Here is a 15,060-nt window from a genome sequence, read left to right as displayed (position 1 = left end):
AAATACTCCTCTATAGACTATTTTTTGATTTGGATATTCATTTCATAATCGCGTTGGCGATTATCTGGACAATTGAGCTTAAATTTAGACCCAGAGATGGCGGTACGGGAGGTAATTTCCCGTCCGTTATAATGAATCGGCGGTAAGCGTGAACTTAATGGCACTAAGTAGAGTTTCTCTCCCTGTCGTTCTAAGTAGGCTCGGATCTCTCCACCCGGACAGGGGATAGAGTCTGGATAAGTTCCGTCGTCTTCACCAATGGCGATTTTTTGCTTATTCTTTAACCGACATATTTGTTCTTCTTGTTCTGGAATTTCTATAGATAATTGCCAATTTTTCTGTGAGCGGTGTAGTTTATATCCCCAAGCGCATAAACTAGCGATGATTGAAAGTAAAATTAAACCTGGGAGCCATAACTGTTGCCTTAAATAGGGATTAACTAAACAAGTTTCTCGATTACCTGGTGCTGGTGTGCAAAATTCTTGAACTGTGGGATCAATATCAACAACAGTTAATGTATATGGTTGATTTTCCCCTGTGGTGATGGAGAGCGATCGCTTGTTCATGGGTAATATTTCCATCCAAGCTTGTCGCTCTTGACTTTCTGGAGAATTAGCAATTCTTAATGGACTATCAGCAGGGGTTTCTATCCATATGTCTGAGGTAATTCCCGGTTCTGTAAATAAGGGTGCATCAGTTAACCAAATAACAGATTGTGGCTTAATTACTTGTCTTCTTTGCAAGCGATGATGATTAATTTGAGCAATACCTTGATAAACCCTTAACTCAGCGCGCTGAATATCTGTACCGTAATACTTGCTATCAGATGTTAAGGGAATTTTTTCCAATAGTTGTGCAATATTTTCCTCACTTCTATCAATATACTTAATCGGTTCTCCCAAAGGATTAAGACTAGGTGTAGATTCTTCTAACACCACATCCCTAGCAAAAGGAACAATGTAGATATAGTCTCCCGGTTGAATGCTGTCTTGAACGATTTGACGCAACCGAATCCGAGCTTGATCATTTAAGCCAACGCTTTCTGTTAAATCAATAGCCAAGATTACATCTCGTCCACCACTGAGCCGAGAGACTAAATTTAATCCGAGTTGTTGTGTAGGAGTGAGTTTTTCTCCGGGGGAAATTCTTGTTAAAGTCACTGAGACAGCCACACCAATATAATGTAAGAATTATTGCACATCATGCAGGAAATCACGTCATCTTGAGACTGGCAGTAATTCTGCTATGTGTATTATAGTATATGCGTATATTTAGTTTTGCTCACGAGTAATCTTAAATTAACACTTTACCAGCCCTAAATAATTTATGAAATCTCACTTATGGAGTATTGACTTTTGTATTATAAAAGTGGTATATGGGTTAGATTTATTATTTCAAGAATCAAAAGTACAAAAAAAGACCCTGATTAGGGTCACTTCAAATCAGAGAAAATGGGGAAGTAAATTTTTACGATCAAATATCATAGCGGTTGCGATAGTAGGCCAAGATTTCCTCTAGGCGTTGCTGACTTTCTGAAGCTAAATGGGATGTCATAGAAATCTCTAAACCCAGCAATTTGACTTTGCTTGTAATCGAATTCGGAAGATGATTGGGGAATTAAACCCACTTGTACGCCTTCAATTTGACGCAAATGAGCCGCGATTTCTCGATAAACCGCTAGAGGTAAACCAGCAAATTCAATTTTTTTTTGAGTTTCCATCTTTAACAAGGTTCGACCGGAGTATGTGAGGATGCTGAATTAACAGGTTCTTTACCTACCATTCTCGGAACTTCAATACCATATTGTTCCAGATTAACGATGGGATTGGAACTTTCATGGATTTGAATATGATGAGCAAACCAGCCGAGAAAAAACCCATTTGCTTTCACATCAAGGGAAACAAATGGGTAAAGTCTTATAATTGAGTCAATAATTACGAATCATTCCGGGTAATTTAGGCGCGATTTGGTTCAACCCGTGCGTAAAATAGACCGCGAATCTTGACTTCTTTAGGTTCACCAGCACCTAAATCAGTATCAGATGGCTGTTCGCTCTCGAAAGTCCCAGCAATTTCACCAGTAATGTTATCTACTTTAGCTACCTGTAGGGAAATTGTGCCATCAAGAGTTTCAATCCGTTTGACATTAGCGCGGGTGAGTTCTTCATCATCAGCTTGGGCAGGAAGAGCCACGGCGTTATCATAGCCAGTGACGATACCACGACCTTTAGGATCTAGGAAAGAAGAACCACGGTAGGAAGGAACCTTGAAAGTACCTTCAAAGTCAGTAGAGGTATTGATACTGGTCAAACCAGCTTGTGTTTGAGCAACTAAATTTTTGATGGTAAACAGGAAAGGTACTGATTCACCACCGGGGAGTTTTACAGTGATGGCTTGAAAGTCCAAACCATCAGCTTCTACAAAGGTCAGGCTATTATCTGGGTTGACTTTTAGGTCACCTTGTACCTGGTCAATAGTAGAGGTGTATCTGGTCAACAATTTACCGGGTACATACTCTGCTACTTGCCGTTTATTAGCAGGTTCTTCTTTGACAAAGAAAGTTGTTGGTTCCAAACAAAGTTCTTTGATGATATAAGACTGGCTTGATTGAATGGGAATGGAACCACGGCTAGTTTCTGCTAGTTGGGGGCATTTATTAGCTAAACCAGTGCCACGAATTTGTTCGTAAGTTAGTAAATCCCTACTATTAGAAGCAGTGGGAGCATCACTGCAAGCGGTTAATAGCCCCAGGCATACAGCCAAGAATGCAACAATTAAAGCGCGATACCTCATGGTCAACCTCAATTTCAAAAATTAATATCTAAGTTGTAAAACTAATGCCTATGGCATTTTCGGTGTTGCCCAAATGGTTGTGTATTATAAAGTAGGAGTATACTACATAATATACAGCCCATTGCTTTATAGGGAAATTAGCCAGATCATACGATTTTTTTTAACTCAAGATCAAAGCTCTCTCATCTGATCAAAAAATACGCGATTGCATTTAGCGGACTGGGAGGCAGAGCTAGAGTTGATGACCGTCTTTTATAATAAACTATGGTGGACTGTAATCTGGAAAACTGGAGGCTCTATAAATTCCTCTGCCCCTGACCCCCATGTGTTAAGCCAAGCGGCGCTCCTCATCGCTGATTATCCTTTGCTCAGGAATGAAAGCTAAAAATCTTCGGTAAATTTGAGTAGGCCTCATTTAGACGGAGATAGTTCCATGAGTAACCACGAACGTTTTGAATCTAGGAAGTTATCTGAGAAATTGCAAGCGATCACCACAGCAGTGCTTGATGTAGCTAGCGTTTCTCAAGGAGATGCCATCGCTCTTTTGGGCTTGTTGCGTCATTTAGAACAGTTACATCGAGATATCCGGGATGGTGCTTTTCAACAGAGTTTGCCTGATAATCGCCAGAAGCTCTACTCTTTACTCAAAGACATTGAATCTGAAGGAGGCTGGCCTTACATTGAGCGCATGAGGCTGAAAACCTTTTTAGCCACTTTGCCCGGGGCTGCCATGGAGAATGATCGTGAACCGGAAAATAACGATGATTTGTTGGAGAGCGATCGCTCCTTGAGTTCGTGATCTGCAAAAGAGTAATCAGTTTTTTCAGATTTTAAAAAACTTCATTACTCTTCATAACTCTTAACTCATAGATATACTAAATACTATCAGAATCAGGCAGGTGGTCAAAATGTCAAGCTCCTTTGGTCATCACTAGCGGATGTTAGTGTTTGACCCCAAGGGAGAATGCACAGAGTTAAAACTAGGCAGGAGAAGTGCTAAAGGCGAAAATTTATCGGTATTTGCTGGGGGATTCCAAGCTTTGACTTTTCTGTGCCACAATCATTACCCATTGAAATTGAAAGTAACAGTATTGACGCTAAGGCTGTATCCCTTTATAAGTGTTATTAACAATCTCAAAATAATAACTGGTGATCGGAAATTGAAGGATCTGCGCTCCCCTAGCAACATATGTTCATATTCGAGAATATTTAGCCAGCAATGTACTAGGCATGATTAATTGACAAGCGGCTCCCAGATTTCATATCTGGCACAATATTGTGCATTAGTTTCATTTGTGGTGTTTGTACTACATAGATAATCATAGCTATCAAGGGCTACAGAGGTTGAAGCTTAATACTGGCTTGAATATTGGTGTAGCGGATGTAAATGCAAAAATGGAGGCAAAAGATTCATAGATACTCACGGGTTAATTAAGGAAAAGAAACGATCTGATCGCAAGCACGAATTTTTACCGCAAATATAAAGGGGAAGGAATGCCAGGCACAGTATCAGGTTCCCGAAATGATTTATCCGAGCGCCGTCACCAAATACGTCGGCAGCATCGGGTAAAAATAATTCAGGCGATTTGGCGCACTGTAGTCATTAGTGGTTTAGCAGGTGGTTTGTTTTGGGTAGCAGTCCAACCCATATGGGTAGTCAAGGCTCAAGAGCAAATTATCGTGAAATCAGGTGAGCAATTACTCTCCCCAGAGGCAATTGAGTCATTACTAGAGATATCCTATCCTCAGTCTTTATGGCGAATTAAACCCCAAGCGATCGCCAACTCTTTGCAGGAAAAACCGACTATTGCACAAGCAACTGTGCGACGCCGTCTTTTTCCACCGGGACTGAATATCGAAATACAGCCAAGAGTACCCGTAGCGATCGCACTCCAACCGGTGGACAAGGTCACATCTCAAAGTCCAAGGGAAAACTCCCCTGCGGGCTTATTAGATGGTAATGGGGTTTTGATGCCCTTAGAAAAATACAAGTTATTCCATCCCCAGATCAAACTTCCGAGTCTCAAAGTTATTGGTTCCCCAGAACAGTATGGCTCCTATTGGAGTCAAGTTTATCCACTATTAACTCAAAGTCCCGTGAAAATAATGGAGGTTGATTGGCAAGATCCCAACAATATAATTTTGAAAACCCAGCTACTAGGAGATGTACACATTGGTGCTTTCAGTCCTGAGTTAACCAGAAAAGTCAAAATACTCGCCCAAATGCGATATTTATCTGCAAAAATGGATTTTAGTCAAATCAAGTACATTGATTTGAGAAATCCCGCATCTCCATTAGTACATATGAACCAAATCGATCCCAAAGATCACCCCCAAAATCCCTAGAAATATTTCCTAATCTCAAGTATGAACCAGAAAAAGTAGAGGTGATTATGCCCTAAATCAGCAATATAACCGTAAAGATAATAAATATTCACTAGAAGTTATACAGAGAAATTTTCAGGAAATTTGGGTATAGTTCTCTAGAATTAGCTGTCCTATATGTCCTATAGCCTTAGCCAATGGGTCATTAGCCTCTTCCCAGAGCCAGAGAAGGCAATTACAATTTTGTTAATGTTGGGAATCGCCATCACAATCAAGAACAGCGCCATATATTTTGGCAGTGTCAACCGATAGGTGACTCTTAGGTGAGAAATATTATTTTTCTAGCCAAGGGCTACCTAGACACGAAGGTTTTGAGGAAAAATACCTGAAAAAGTTGTTTATCTACCACTCTGAATTCAATGCTTGATAATAACCAATATCTGATATATAAAAAAGCCCAATCTTTGGGACAGCCGGGATTTCCCCTAGCAGTTAATTCCAACAAACCTTTTAATAACTCTGGGCTGAACTTTGGGCAAAACTATGATGGTAAAAAGATGTCTATGGAAGAAAGCCGCATTGGGGAGATTGTTCCGGGTCGGGTGGCCAATATCAAAGTGATTGGTGTTGGTGGTGGTGGTGGAAATGCGGTTAACCGCATGATTGAATCTGATGTCGCAGGAGTAGAGTTTTGGTCAATCAATACTGACGCCCAGGCTTTGACCTTGGCGGGTGCGCCCAGTCGATTGCAAATTGGGCAAAAGCTCACACGAGGTTTAGGCGCCGGTGGTAATCCTGCTATTGGTCAAAAAGCAGCTGAAGAATCAAGAGACGAGATTGCTACAGCGTTAGAAGGTGCTGACCTAGTATTTATCACTGCTGGTATGGGAGGGGGTACGGGTACAGGTGCAGCCCCAATTGTGGCGGAGGTAGCCAAAGAAATGGGGGCTTTAACCGTGGGGGTGGTCACACGTCCATTTGTTTTTGAAGGTCGTCGCCGCACCAGCCAAGCTGAACAAGGCATTGAAGGGCTAAAAAGTAGAGTAGATACTTTGATTATTATCCCCAATAATAAGTTGCTCGAAGTCATACCAGAACAAACGCCAGTACAAGAAGCATTTCGCTATGCGGATGATGTCCTGCGTCAAGGGGTACAGGGGATTTCCGATATTATTACCATCCCCGGCTTGGTAAACGTTGACTTTGCCGATGTTAGAGCCGTCATGGCAGACGCGGGATCCGCATTGATGGGGATAGGTGTGAGTTCTGGTAAATCAAGAGCCAGAGAAGCAGCAGTCGCGGCTATTTCTTCGCCTTTATTAGAATGTTCTATTGAAGGAGCTAGAGGGGTTGTATTTAATATTACAGGTGGCAGTGATCTCACCTTACATGAGGTGAATGCGGCCGCCGAAGCAATATATGAAGTAGTTGATCCCAATGCCAATATTATTTTTGGCGCGGTGATTGATGACAGGCTCCAGGGGGAGGTGAGAATTACTGTAATTGCTACTGGGTTTACCGGTGAAGTACAAGCTGCACAAAGCCAAAACGTGGTTAATGCCAGAGTAACAGCTACTCCAAAACGTCCCACACCGCAGCAACCTGCAGTTAATCCCCCCACACCGAACCATAAAGAAAAACCCCCCGAACTGAATATTCCCGACTTTCTCCGCAATCGGCGTAAACCACCAGGAAGTTAGGCAAGGGGCGAGAAAGACCAGGAAAAAAGTAAAGTATTTTTGGCTCAGGCAATGGCTTGTGTCTAAACAATATTTTTACACAGTAGTAGTGTTACCCAGATAACACATTAAGTGCAGCAACACTTAAAAGTCATATTTATCCTATAGCAGGAGTTAATAGAACTGCTTTCAAAAACTTATGCAATTAGCTGGCAGCAACTGAAAATTTATGGTTGGCGAGGTCTTGGGGGATGGGGCTAAACCCCTACCTACAAGGTAGGGGTGTTAACTTTTGGCTACAATCTACCTGAATAGAGGAACAACATCCTGATTGTCCACATCGGGAAGTAAAGCCTTGGCTAGGGGATTACTGATGTGGTTTTTCAGTTTTGAGCGCCTCCTCAACCCATGAAATCACCTGCTCACCCAAGCTAGTGTCATCTAGTCGGTCAATTTCACGAATTCCGGTAGGACTGGTGACATTAACTTCAGTTAAATAACCACCGATGACATCAATACCCACAAAAGTTAAGCCATCTTGACGTAAGGTGGCGGCTATTTCCCTACAGATTTCATGCTCTCTGGCGGTGATTGTAGTTGGAGCAACAGTACCACCAGCTGCCATATTATTACGAAAATCACTACCGCTAGAAAGGCGATTGAGGGCACCAATTGGTTCTCCATTCAGCAGGATAATTCGCTTATCCCCTTCCTTAGCTTTTGGTAAATAAGTTTGCACCATCACTGGTAATCGACCACGCAGTGTACTGAGTTCAACAATGGAATTGAAATTGCGATCGCCTGATTGTAAAAATAAAATTCCTTCCCCGGCTTTATTACCCAGTGGTTTAATAATTGCTGCGCCCTTAGCCTCAACAAATTTCCGGATCAACTCTTTGTCAGCACTGACAATAGTTTCTGGAATAGCGTTAGTAAATTGGAGAGCATACATTTTTTCATTCGCCCCGCGGATACCACTAGGACGATTAATCACCAAAGTTTTGTCTTGGTCGATATAGTCCAGAACATAAGTAGCGTAGAGGTAGGAATCATTCACAGGTGGGTCTGTCCGCATGAACACAGCATCCATTCTATCTAGGGAGGTAAAACAGCTATCGCTCAACCTGTACCAAGGATTTACCGCCCTCCAGCTTCCCTCCACTAACTGGATTGGAACCAGTTCCACCTGCTGTAACATCGCCCAAGCTGTGCTATCTACCACACTCAGTAGATTCGCCTGAGTTACCCAAATTTCATGTCCTAATATTTGTGCTGCTTCCATCAGAGCAATGCTGGTATCATGACAGGGGTCAAGCTGATGGATGGGGTCAATAATAAAAGCCAGTTTCAATTCTTTGCCTCAATCACCGGGACTTATTATGAACTACCGCTCTGTTAAACCTAACCAAGGCTACCTAAATCTAGACTTAACTGGACGTTGGTAGTTTTGGTGTTAACTTCCTGCTTCATCGCGGTCTTAGAATGACTTCTAAGAGGTTTACCCACTCCACAGGTAATCTCGGTAGTAGCTGCTATATAAAACCTAGACAAAACTAGACTTGACTTTCTACTTCAATGGGAGCATGGGAGCAGTTATCCCTGGTGTAGACTTTCACGCCTTAACCCAGACGCGATAAATTAATTGCAGCGTTCAGATCCCTATCTATCTCAAAACTGCAGTTCTCGCAATGATAAATTCTTTCGGACAAAGAAAGAATTTCTTTTTTATGTCCACAGTGAGAACAAGTTTTACTTGATGGATAAAATCTATCAGCAACTATAATTTCACATCCAAATTTTTTAGCTTTATACTCTAGCTGACGCTTCAACTCATAAAACCCACAATCAGCTATTGCTTGGGCTAATTTATGATTAGACAACATTCCTGAAACATTTAAATCTTCTCTTACTATCTTCGCGTGGTTTTTGCATAAGTAAGTAGTAAGTTTATGAAGAGTATCTTTTCTCAGGTTTGCTATTCTTGTATGATGTCTAGCTAGTTGAATTTTAGCTTTATGCTTATTATTTGAACCTTGAGCTTTTCTGCAATAAACCTTAGATAATCTTTGCAGTTTAGCTAAGTTATGCTTGTAGTGCTTAGGATGAGGAAATATAACACCAGTGCTTAGTGTAGCTAATTCCTTGACTCCTAAATCAACACCAACAATGGCATGATCTTTAATAGTTGGCAAGTATTCTTTTTCATAAGAAAATGCTATATACCAACTATCAGCAGTCCTAGAAATAGTAATACTTTTGCAGGTGGTATGAGGTAATCCTTCATGATTTTTTACCCATCCAATTGTCGGTAGTTTTATTGATGTGCCACCCACAGGAATTGGTTTAGCACCTGCATCAATTGTAAAACTATCATTTTGACCTTTCTTTTTGAAGTTAGGATATTGAGACTGTCCTTGAAAAAATCTCTGGAAAGCTTCTCCTAAGCTATCAAAAGCATATTGAGTGATTTTTTGACAAATACCTTTTTCTTTAATCCATGTCAACTCAGGTTTTACGTGATTATTAAAAAATTTCTTGAGGATATATTTGTTTGGCTTTAATCCATCTTTGTACAAATCTTGCCAAGTTGCTAAACCCCAATTAAAGGTAAACCTTGCTATACCAGCGTGTTTAGCCATTAATATTTCTTGGGTTTTATTTAACTTGAGTTTTGTTTTGATGGATAAAAGCATTGCTCGACATCAACACTGTATTTCTTTGCTGTCTAAGTCTGACATATCTTGTAGGGGTGTGTCGATAGCATTCTTAAGGCTATCCTTGATTTCTTTGGAGTAATTCCTCAACCCGTATAACCGGTAAGAAAAGCAGTGAATAATTGCCATTAAATCCTCTACTAATTCTTGCTGAGGCGATAAAGATTCCTGGTTTGCAACTATGATTTGACATCCCACAGAACTTGCTAATTCCATAATAAAGTCTTTTTCAGGCTCATGAAGTACACACCAATTCCCTATTCCCTGTTCCCTGTTCCCTGTTCCCTATCTCTTGGAAATCTGGTAACCAGTTCTGTTGTTCAAAATAAGATACCGATTTACTAAACCTTTTATAAGAAGTAATTCGATTAGATACTGCGCCGTTATAGAGGTCCTTATGTAGCTTTCGGTGATAGTGCACCAATTGCACTCACTTTCTTTGTAGGATATAGGTTGAAAGTTGCCCTACCTAACGCCATCAGTGATCACCTCCTTTCCAGTTGCCTAACTCATATTATACTAACATTGCAAGATTCAGTCAAAACTTGATATTGCCAAAAATTTAACTGTTCTCAAAACTCTTTCACCTGTGGTAAAAAAACGCTTTAAGGAAGTTTCGTTTTTGCCTCCCTTGCATCCCCAGGCTATACAGCCGCGGAGAATTACGCGAATCTGGTTAAAAATCCTGGTCATCAACAAAAAACTCGGCATCATCATCAAGGGACTGACTCCGCCGAGAATTTGCCATACTCCAAAGTGGCTGTAGTAATGCCATTCCCAATAAACCTGTACCAGCAGTGAATGCCATTAATAAACCTAATGGGATTTGAATCGATTGAAATGTTAAGAATTTTAAAGATACAGGTGTGGCATTTTGGACTGAGATAATAGCGATCGCCGCTACCCAAATAGCCACTATTAAAGATATCAAAATCGGAATTAAATTTTTCATAAGAATATCGCGGTAAGCGAGAAACTAAGTGGCTTTAGCCCTGAGAGGTAAGCGAATCGGTGGTTAAAACCACCTTGGTATTTTTAGTTTTTGGCGTGATGCGGGTCTTTAATATATCGTTTGATGACCTCACTACTAACATTACCAGCAGTGCTAACAAAATAACTGTTAGTCCACAAGGTAGGTAGTTTTTTCAATTCAGGGAATTCTTTTCTTAAATAGTTGCTACTACGACCTTTAAAAGCTTTAACGATTATTTGATTATGCAAGAGTTAAAGAATTTACAATTCTGCCTAAAAATGGGGCATTTTACCTGGAATTATCTTATGAAATGGAGAGGAATAAACAGGATTTAGATATTAATCAAGCTTTATCGATTTACCTTGGTACTGCTAACAATCTAGCAGCGTGTGTTGATACTTTAGGAAATTCCTTATTGATTGATGCTCGCTCAATGAAGGCAGTGAATCAGTTGTGGAATCAGAATTAGTTTAATTGTCACTGAAGAATCTTACACGTCAAAACCCAGCTACTTAGATGGAGACTCCCTAGCCAAATACTAAAGAAACTTACCAAGGTAAGTTTCTTTAGGGGGTCAGGTGTTAAACAGCTACTGGTTCTAATTTAGCGATGGCACTTTCCATCTGTTGAGCGACCTTGGTAAGTTTCTCAGAGGAGTTGGTTTCCAGATAAACACGTACCAGAGGTTCTGTACCGGAGGGTCGCAACAACACCCAACTACCTTCTTCTAAGTACAGCTTAATCCCGTCTTTGCGTCCAACTTCTTTAACTTTAATTCCCGCCACCTCACAAGGGGGATTTTGAGTAAAGGAGTCAATCACAGCGGTTTTGTGTGCCTCCGTCAGGTGTAAGTCAAGACGGTCATTGTAAAGCGGTCCATCAGCCTCTGCGATCGCTTCTTTAACCAACTGACTCAGGGGTTTACCTTCATAGGCGATGGCTTCGGCAACTAGCATATCAGCTAAAATACCGTCTTTTTCGGGAATATGCCCCAGTATACTTAAGCCACCTGATTCTTCACCTCCAATCAGTACGGTAGTTTCCCGCATTTTTTCACCAATGTATTTAAAGCCTACAGCTGTTTCATAAATTGGCAGCCCATATTTAGCGGCAAAATTGTCTAGGAGGTGAGTCGTGGCTACAGTCCTGACGATCGCACCAGTTTTACCTTTATTTTTGATTAAATGACGTGCTAGTAATAACAGCACAGTATTGGGGGTGAGAACATTTCCTTGTTCATCGACAATACCAAAGCGATCGCTGTCACCATCTGTAGCCAGTCCCAAATCAGCTTGATCGGCACGTACGGACTCCACCAACCCGACTAGTTGTTCACCTTTGGGCTCTGGCATTCCGCCGCCAAATAGGACATCACGATTAGTGTGGAAGCTTTCTAACTGACAGTGACACTGTTGCAAAACTTCATCCAAATAGCCGCGAGAAGTAGAATAAAGCGCATCGTACTTCACCTTTAAATTCGCACTTTTAATCCGTTCTATATCCAGTAAAGTGTAGATAAACTTGAGATACTCGGGTTTGGGGTCAAAAATGGAAATTTTACCCACAGGACTACTGCCAGGCAGGGCATCAGATGCGCTGTCAATATTAGCCACAATTGTATCAGTAATTTCTGGTGTGGCTGGTCCTGCATAATCAGGGATATATTTAATTCCACAGTAAGGCGCTGGATTATGGCTAGCAGTAAACATCAGAGCACCCGCCGAATTCAAAAGCCGCGCGTTGTAGGCAATTACTGGTGTGGGGCAGTCCCGATCAGTAATTTTCACCGTCCAACCCAAGTCTGCCAAAACCTCAGCAGATGTTTGGGCGAACTGGTCAGCCAAAAATCTAGTATCGTAGGCAATTAGAACCGGTCTATCTTTTGAGTAAGCTGTTTCGAGGTAACTTGCGATCGCCCTGGTGACTTTCCGCACATTTGGGAAAGTAAAATCATCAGCGATGATTCCTCTCCAACCGTCAGTACCAAATTTTATTTGACTGGAATTGCTACTAGCGCTCATTTTTACCACTTTCTCCCTGATAACTTTAATCCTATAGGAAGCTTCCCGCAAAGCGTGCCTAGCCGCAAGTGTCCCCCAATGTATTTTTTCTCACTGATCATTGAGCAACGTCATTTTCTAATCGACCTTTTGCCAGTTATCACCTTTAGTCTTGATTTGCCCGATCAACAGGACAAGAACCTTGGTACTACCAGATGAGAAGGGGGTTGATTAAAGCACGCCAACATAAAGCACAAATCAAAACGCTGTTAGTCTCCGAAATCAAGTCAGATTAATTTCGGACTGTTGCGTCTTAGGGATTCCAATGTATTTTACAAACTAAGCAAAGGATTTATCATGACTGCGATTAAAATCCCTAGCGACCTACATCCCCAGGTTGAGAAAACCCACCGAACCCTGGTTGCGTTTATGGCTAACGCCACGCGATCGCGATCTGTAAAGCTACTGCACCGCAGCGAATTGGTATCCCCGCCGAAAAAAGCGTTGATGAATTCCATCATAATTGACATTTGTTGACCAGATCCAACGGTGTCGAACAAGCTGCACAACTCTTAAACTTAAGCAACTCCACTCAACCATTACAACAAGATAGCGCCAGCGCGGCGGCCAGCAGATCGCCTGCGACAAGTTACACAAAAATATCACGATAGTCCATTACTTTTAGATCACCAATCACCAATGGCTAATCGCTAAATGGCGGTAATTCTTTAACAATTGTAAAGCGAATGTGATTAATGGCCAAGTCGCCTATGGGAATGTCTTCTTTGGTCAGCCGAACACCTTGACTACTCAAGGTTTCAAAGGGTATACCTTTGCCAATTTCAATGTGATACCAGGATAAACCCATAAAAAAGCGTGTCGGGTAGGGGCCATTGTTACCTAAATCATCAGGATTAGATTCCATTGGTAACCAACCACAACCGGGGATGTAGAATTCTAACCAAACATGGTTAAAGTCCGGTTGTAAAGGAACTCCTTGGTGTTCGCTGTGGGGCGGACATTTATATCTACCGACTGTGCGACAGGGGATACCATTCAAACGGCACAAAGCCAGTAAAACACCTACATACTCGCCACAGGAACCAACACCCCGTTCTAAGACTAAATCAGGGGTGTCAATATAAGGTTTAATGCCGTAGGACAACTGATCGTATACGTAGTTACGGATATTATACATTTTCCGCAGAAGATTAGTTTCCGATCCAATAGCTTCACGGGCAGCACGTCTGACAATGGGTGTATCCATTGCCAAATCATCATCATCCACTAAGTAGCTTTTTTCATCTTCTGGTGATCCTATGCCTAACGCCACGCTATCGCTATGGGGAATATCTTCTACATCGCTGGGGGTGATGCGATATTTAATACTTCGTACTTCCAACAATGCTTTCCAACCGAATATATGCCTTTCCCCTGGTGTCAGGGCATCAAATTTAAATACTGCTACACGTTGGCCATCTATTATTTCCTCCGTAAAAGGGATACCAATAGGTTCAACGTATTGCAACTTTTGACGTTCAGTGTTTGAGGGTAGGGCAATACGCCATTCTACATCGGGCAAATATACCTCTTCTAAGGGAGCAATTTCCTCGGCGTAGGACATTTCAATCAGATAGCCATTGGAAAGAGCGTAGTGTTTATCTGCCTGGTGATGGTAATGTAAGGGGTGAATAAAAGTGCGATCGCGGTATGTGAGTTCATGACAAGGATCAGCATTAGGGTTATCCCGGATATAAGGTTCTTCTGAGGCATAGGCCACAAAAAGAGTTTCTTTACCTGTCTGTTGATGAGTATGAATGGCAATACCCGTGGGAGATTCAAATGGTGTTAACACGCTGAATTGAACTTCTCCAGTGGCTCTGTCCATAGCATAGACTGTTTGCTCCGTGCGATCGCAAACCCAAAGAGTATCAGAGTTGACTGCTAAATTTTCCACCCCCACACCCGGTGCATAAAACCGAGTAATTTCCTTGCGCGTATTGCGGTCAAAAATCAGAATAGATCCGAGTTTTTGGCAACTAACGTAAACTGTTGATTCCCAAACAGCAACGCCATCAGCAGCATAAGGTAGGGTGACAAAATGCTCTAGACCCAAAGACGAGAGTTTGGACAGATAAACACTGTTTTCCCGCGTTACCCACAGGGAGTCTGACCATACTGCTAGTCCTGCAACATCACGAAATTCCCTGATTTGGTGGGGATTGCGGATTTTGCTGTTATCAGAGGTGGGGTCAATCTCCAGTAGATGCCCTTTAATAGTATCAATGGCGAGCAGTGTATCTTGGATGAAAGCAATGCCACAAAGAGTTGCGGCTGTTAGCGGTCGAATTGTTCTGTGACCAAACATTGGGCTGGTAATCAAACTAGGAAGTGCAAAACTCATATTAAGCCAAAATTAAATTAACCGTTTAGCACACCCAGAATTAATTTTGGCATATTTTTGATCACCAAAATTCTGGCTTTTAGAGAGAATTCACGAGAGTTAAATGTTATTAATAATGCATTTTTAGTGTATAAATACATACCTGATGATTCCAAATAAACTAGTAACCTGTG

Annotated in this window: 12 protein-coding genes and 3 pseudogenes; 5 read left to right on the top strand and 10 right to left on the bottom strand. The window is 41.6% G+C overall.

The window, feature by feature from the left end:
- Positions 1–17: 17 nt before the first annotated feature.
- The 3 genes and pseudogenes from AC6IZ0_RS11790 to AC6IZ0_RS11780 form a co-directional block, all read right to left on the bottom strand.
- The gene (locus AC6IZ0_RS11790; protein WP_497723054.1) at positions 18–1,160 is read right to left on the bottom strand and encodes a vWA domain-containing protein; all 1,143 of its coding nucleotides are present in this window, start codon (positions 1,158–1,160) and stop codon (positions 18–20) included.
- Between the two features lie 313 nt (positions 1,161–1,473).
- A pseudogene (locus AC6IZ0_RS11785) lies at positions 1,474–1,720 on the bottom strand (hypothetical protein).
- A 235-nt stretch (positions 1,721–1,955) separates the two neighbouring features.
- Positions 1,956–2,792, bottom strand: a complete 837-nt coding sequence (locus AC6IZ0_RS11780) for a photosystem II manganese-stabilizing polypeptide (protein WP_271733856.1) — start codon at positions 2,790–2,792, stop codon at positions 1,956–1,958.
- A 433-nt stretch (positions 2,793–3,225) separates the two neighbouring features.
- Here AC6IZ0_RS11780 and AC6IZ0_RS11775 point away from each other — a divergent pair, with 433 nt between their 5' ends.
- The 3 genes from AC6IZ0_RS11775 to ftsZ all read left to right on the top strand — a co-directional run bounded on the left by AC6IZ0_RS11775 (position 3,226) and on the right by ftsZ (position 6,817).
- Positions 3,226–3,591 (top strand): hypothetical protein, encoded by a 366-nt coding sequence (locus AC6IZ0_RS11775; protein ID WP_271733857.1) that lies wholly within the window; start codon positions 3,226–3,228, stop codon positions 3,589–3,591.
- Positions 3,592–4,286: 695 nt separating this feature from the next.
- Complete coding sequence (locus AC6IZ0_RS11770; RefSeq protein WP_497723052.1) at positions 4,287–5,138, top strand: cell division protein FtsQ/DivIB; 852 nt, start codon at positions 4,287–4,289, stop codon at positions 5,136–5,138.
- Between the two features lie 398 nt (positions 5,139–5,536).
- Positions 5,537–6,817, top strand: coding sequence for a cell division protein FtsZ (ftsZ, locus tag AC6IZ0_RS11765; protein WP_497723050.1), 1,281 nt, complete (start codon positions 5,537–5,539; stop codon positions 6,815–6,817).
- Positions 6,818–7,163: 346 nt separating this feature from the next.
- Here ftsZ and gshB read toward each other — a convergent pair whose 3' ends face one another.
- From gshB to tnpA, 5 genes and pseudogenes are all read right to left on the bottom strand, one after another.
- Positions 7,164–8,147 carry a glutathione synthase gene (gshB, locus tag AC6IZ0_RS11760; protein WP_271733860.1) on the bottom strand — a complete coding sequence of 328 codons (984 nt, stop codon included), beginning with the start codon at positions 8,145–8,147 and terminating at the stop codon, positions 7,164–7,166.
- Between the two features lie 268 nt (positions 8,148–8,415).
- Positions 8,416–9,489: an RNA-guided endonuclease InsQ/TnpB family protein gene (locus AC6IZ0_RS11755; protein ID WP_497723049.1), complete on the bottom strand. Its 1,074-nt coding sequence runs from the start codon at positions 9,487–9,489 to the stop codon at positions 8,416–8,418.
- Positions 9,490–9,498: 9 nt separating this feature from the next.
- A pseudogene (locus tag AC6IZ0_RS11750) lies at positions 9,499–9,735 on the bottom strand (IS607 family transposase); the annotation flags it as partial.
- A 451-nt stretch (positions 9,736–10,186) separates the two neighbouring features.
- Positions 10,187–10,462: a LapA family protein gene (locus tag AC6IZ0_RS11745; protein ID WP_497723048.1), complete on the bottom strand. Its 276-nt coding sequence runs from the start codon at positions 10,460–10,462 to the stop codon at positions 10,187–10,189.
- A gap of 83 nt (positions 10,463–10,545) precedes the next feature.
- Positions 10,546–10,716, bottom strand: a pseudogene (gene tnpA, locus AC6IZ0_RS11740) (IS200/IS605 family transposase); the annotation flags it as partial.
- 77 nt (positions 10,717–10,793) lie between these two features.
- Between tnpA and AC6IZ0_RS11735 the strand changes: the two are divergent.
- Positions 10,794–10,952 (top strand): hypothetical protein, encoded by a 159-nt coding sequence (locus AC6IZ0_RS11735; protein WP_497723046.1) that lies wholly within the window; start codon positions 10,794–10,796, stop codon positions 10,950–10,952.
- A 112-nt stretch (positions 10,953–11,064) separates the two neighbouring features.
- Here the strand turns inward: AC6IZ0_RS11735 and AC6IZ0_RS11730 are convergent, their stop codons facing one another.
- Complete coding sequence (locus AC6IZ0_RS11730; protein WP_271733864.1) at positions 11,065–12,504, bottom strand: phosphoglucomutase/phosphomannomutase family protein; 1,440 nt, start codon at positions 12,502–12,504, stop codon at positions 11,065–11,067.
- A gap of 336 nt (positions 12,505–12,840) precedes the next feature.
- On the opposite strand from AC6IZ0_RS11730, the gene AC6IZ0_RS11725 reads away from it, so the two are divergent.
- Complete coding sequence (locus AC6IZ0_RS11725) at positions 12,841–13,020, top strand: hypothetical protein (RefSeq protein WP_497723044.1); 180 nt, start codon at positions 12,841–12,843, stop codon at positions 13,018–13,020.
- A 166-nt stretch (positions 13,021–13,186) separates the two neighbouring features.
- Here AC6IZ0_RS11725 and AC6IZ0_RS11720 read toward each other — a convergent pair whose 3' ends face one another.
- The gene (locus AC6IZ0_RS11720; protein ID WP_497723043.1) at positions 13,187–14,887 is read right to left on the bottom strand and encodes a transglutaminase domain-containing protein; all 1,701 of its coding nucleotides are present in this window, start codon (positions 14,885–14,887) and stop codon (positions 13,187–13,189) included.
- Positions 14,888–15,060 lie beyond the last annotated feature (173 nt).

The organism is Anabaenopsis sp. NIES-4685 (assembly GCF_059725405.1).
Note: the sequence above shows the minus strand (reverse complement) of the source record. Positions and strands in the feature narration are given on the sequence as shown.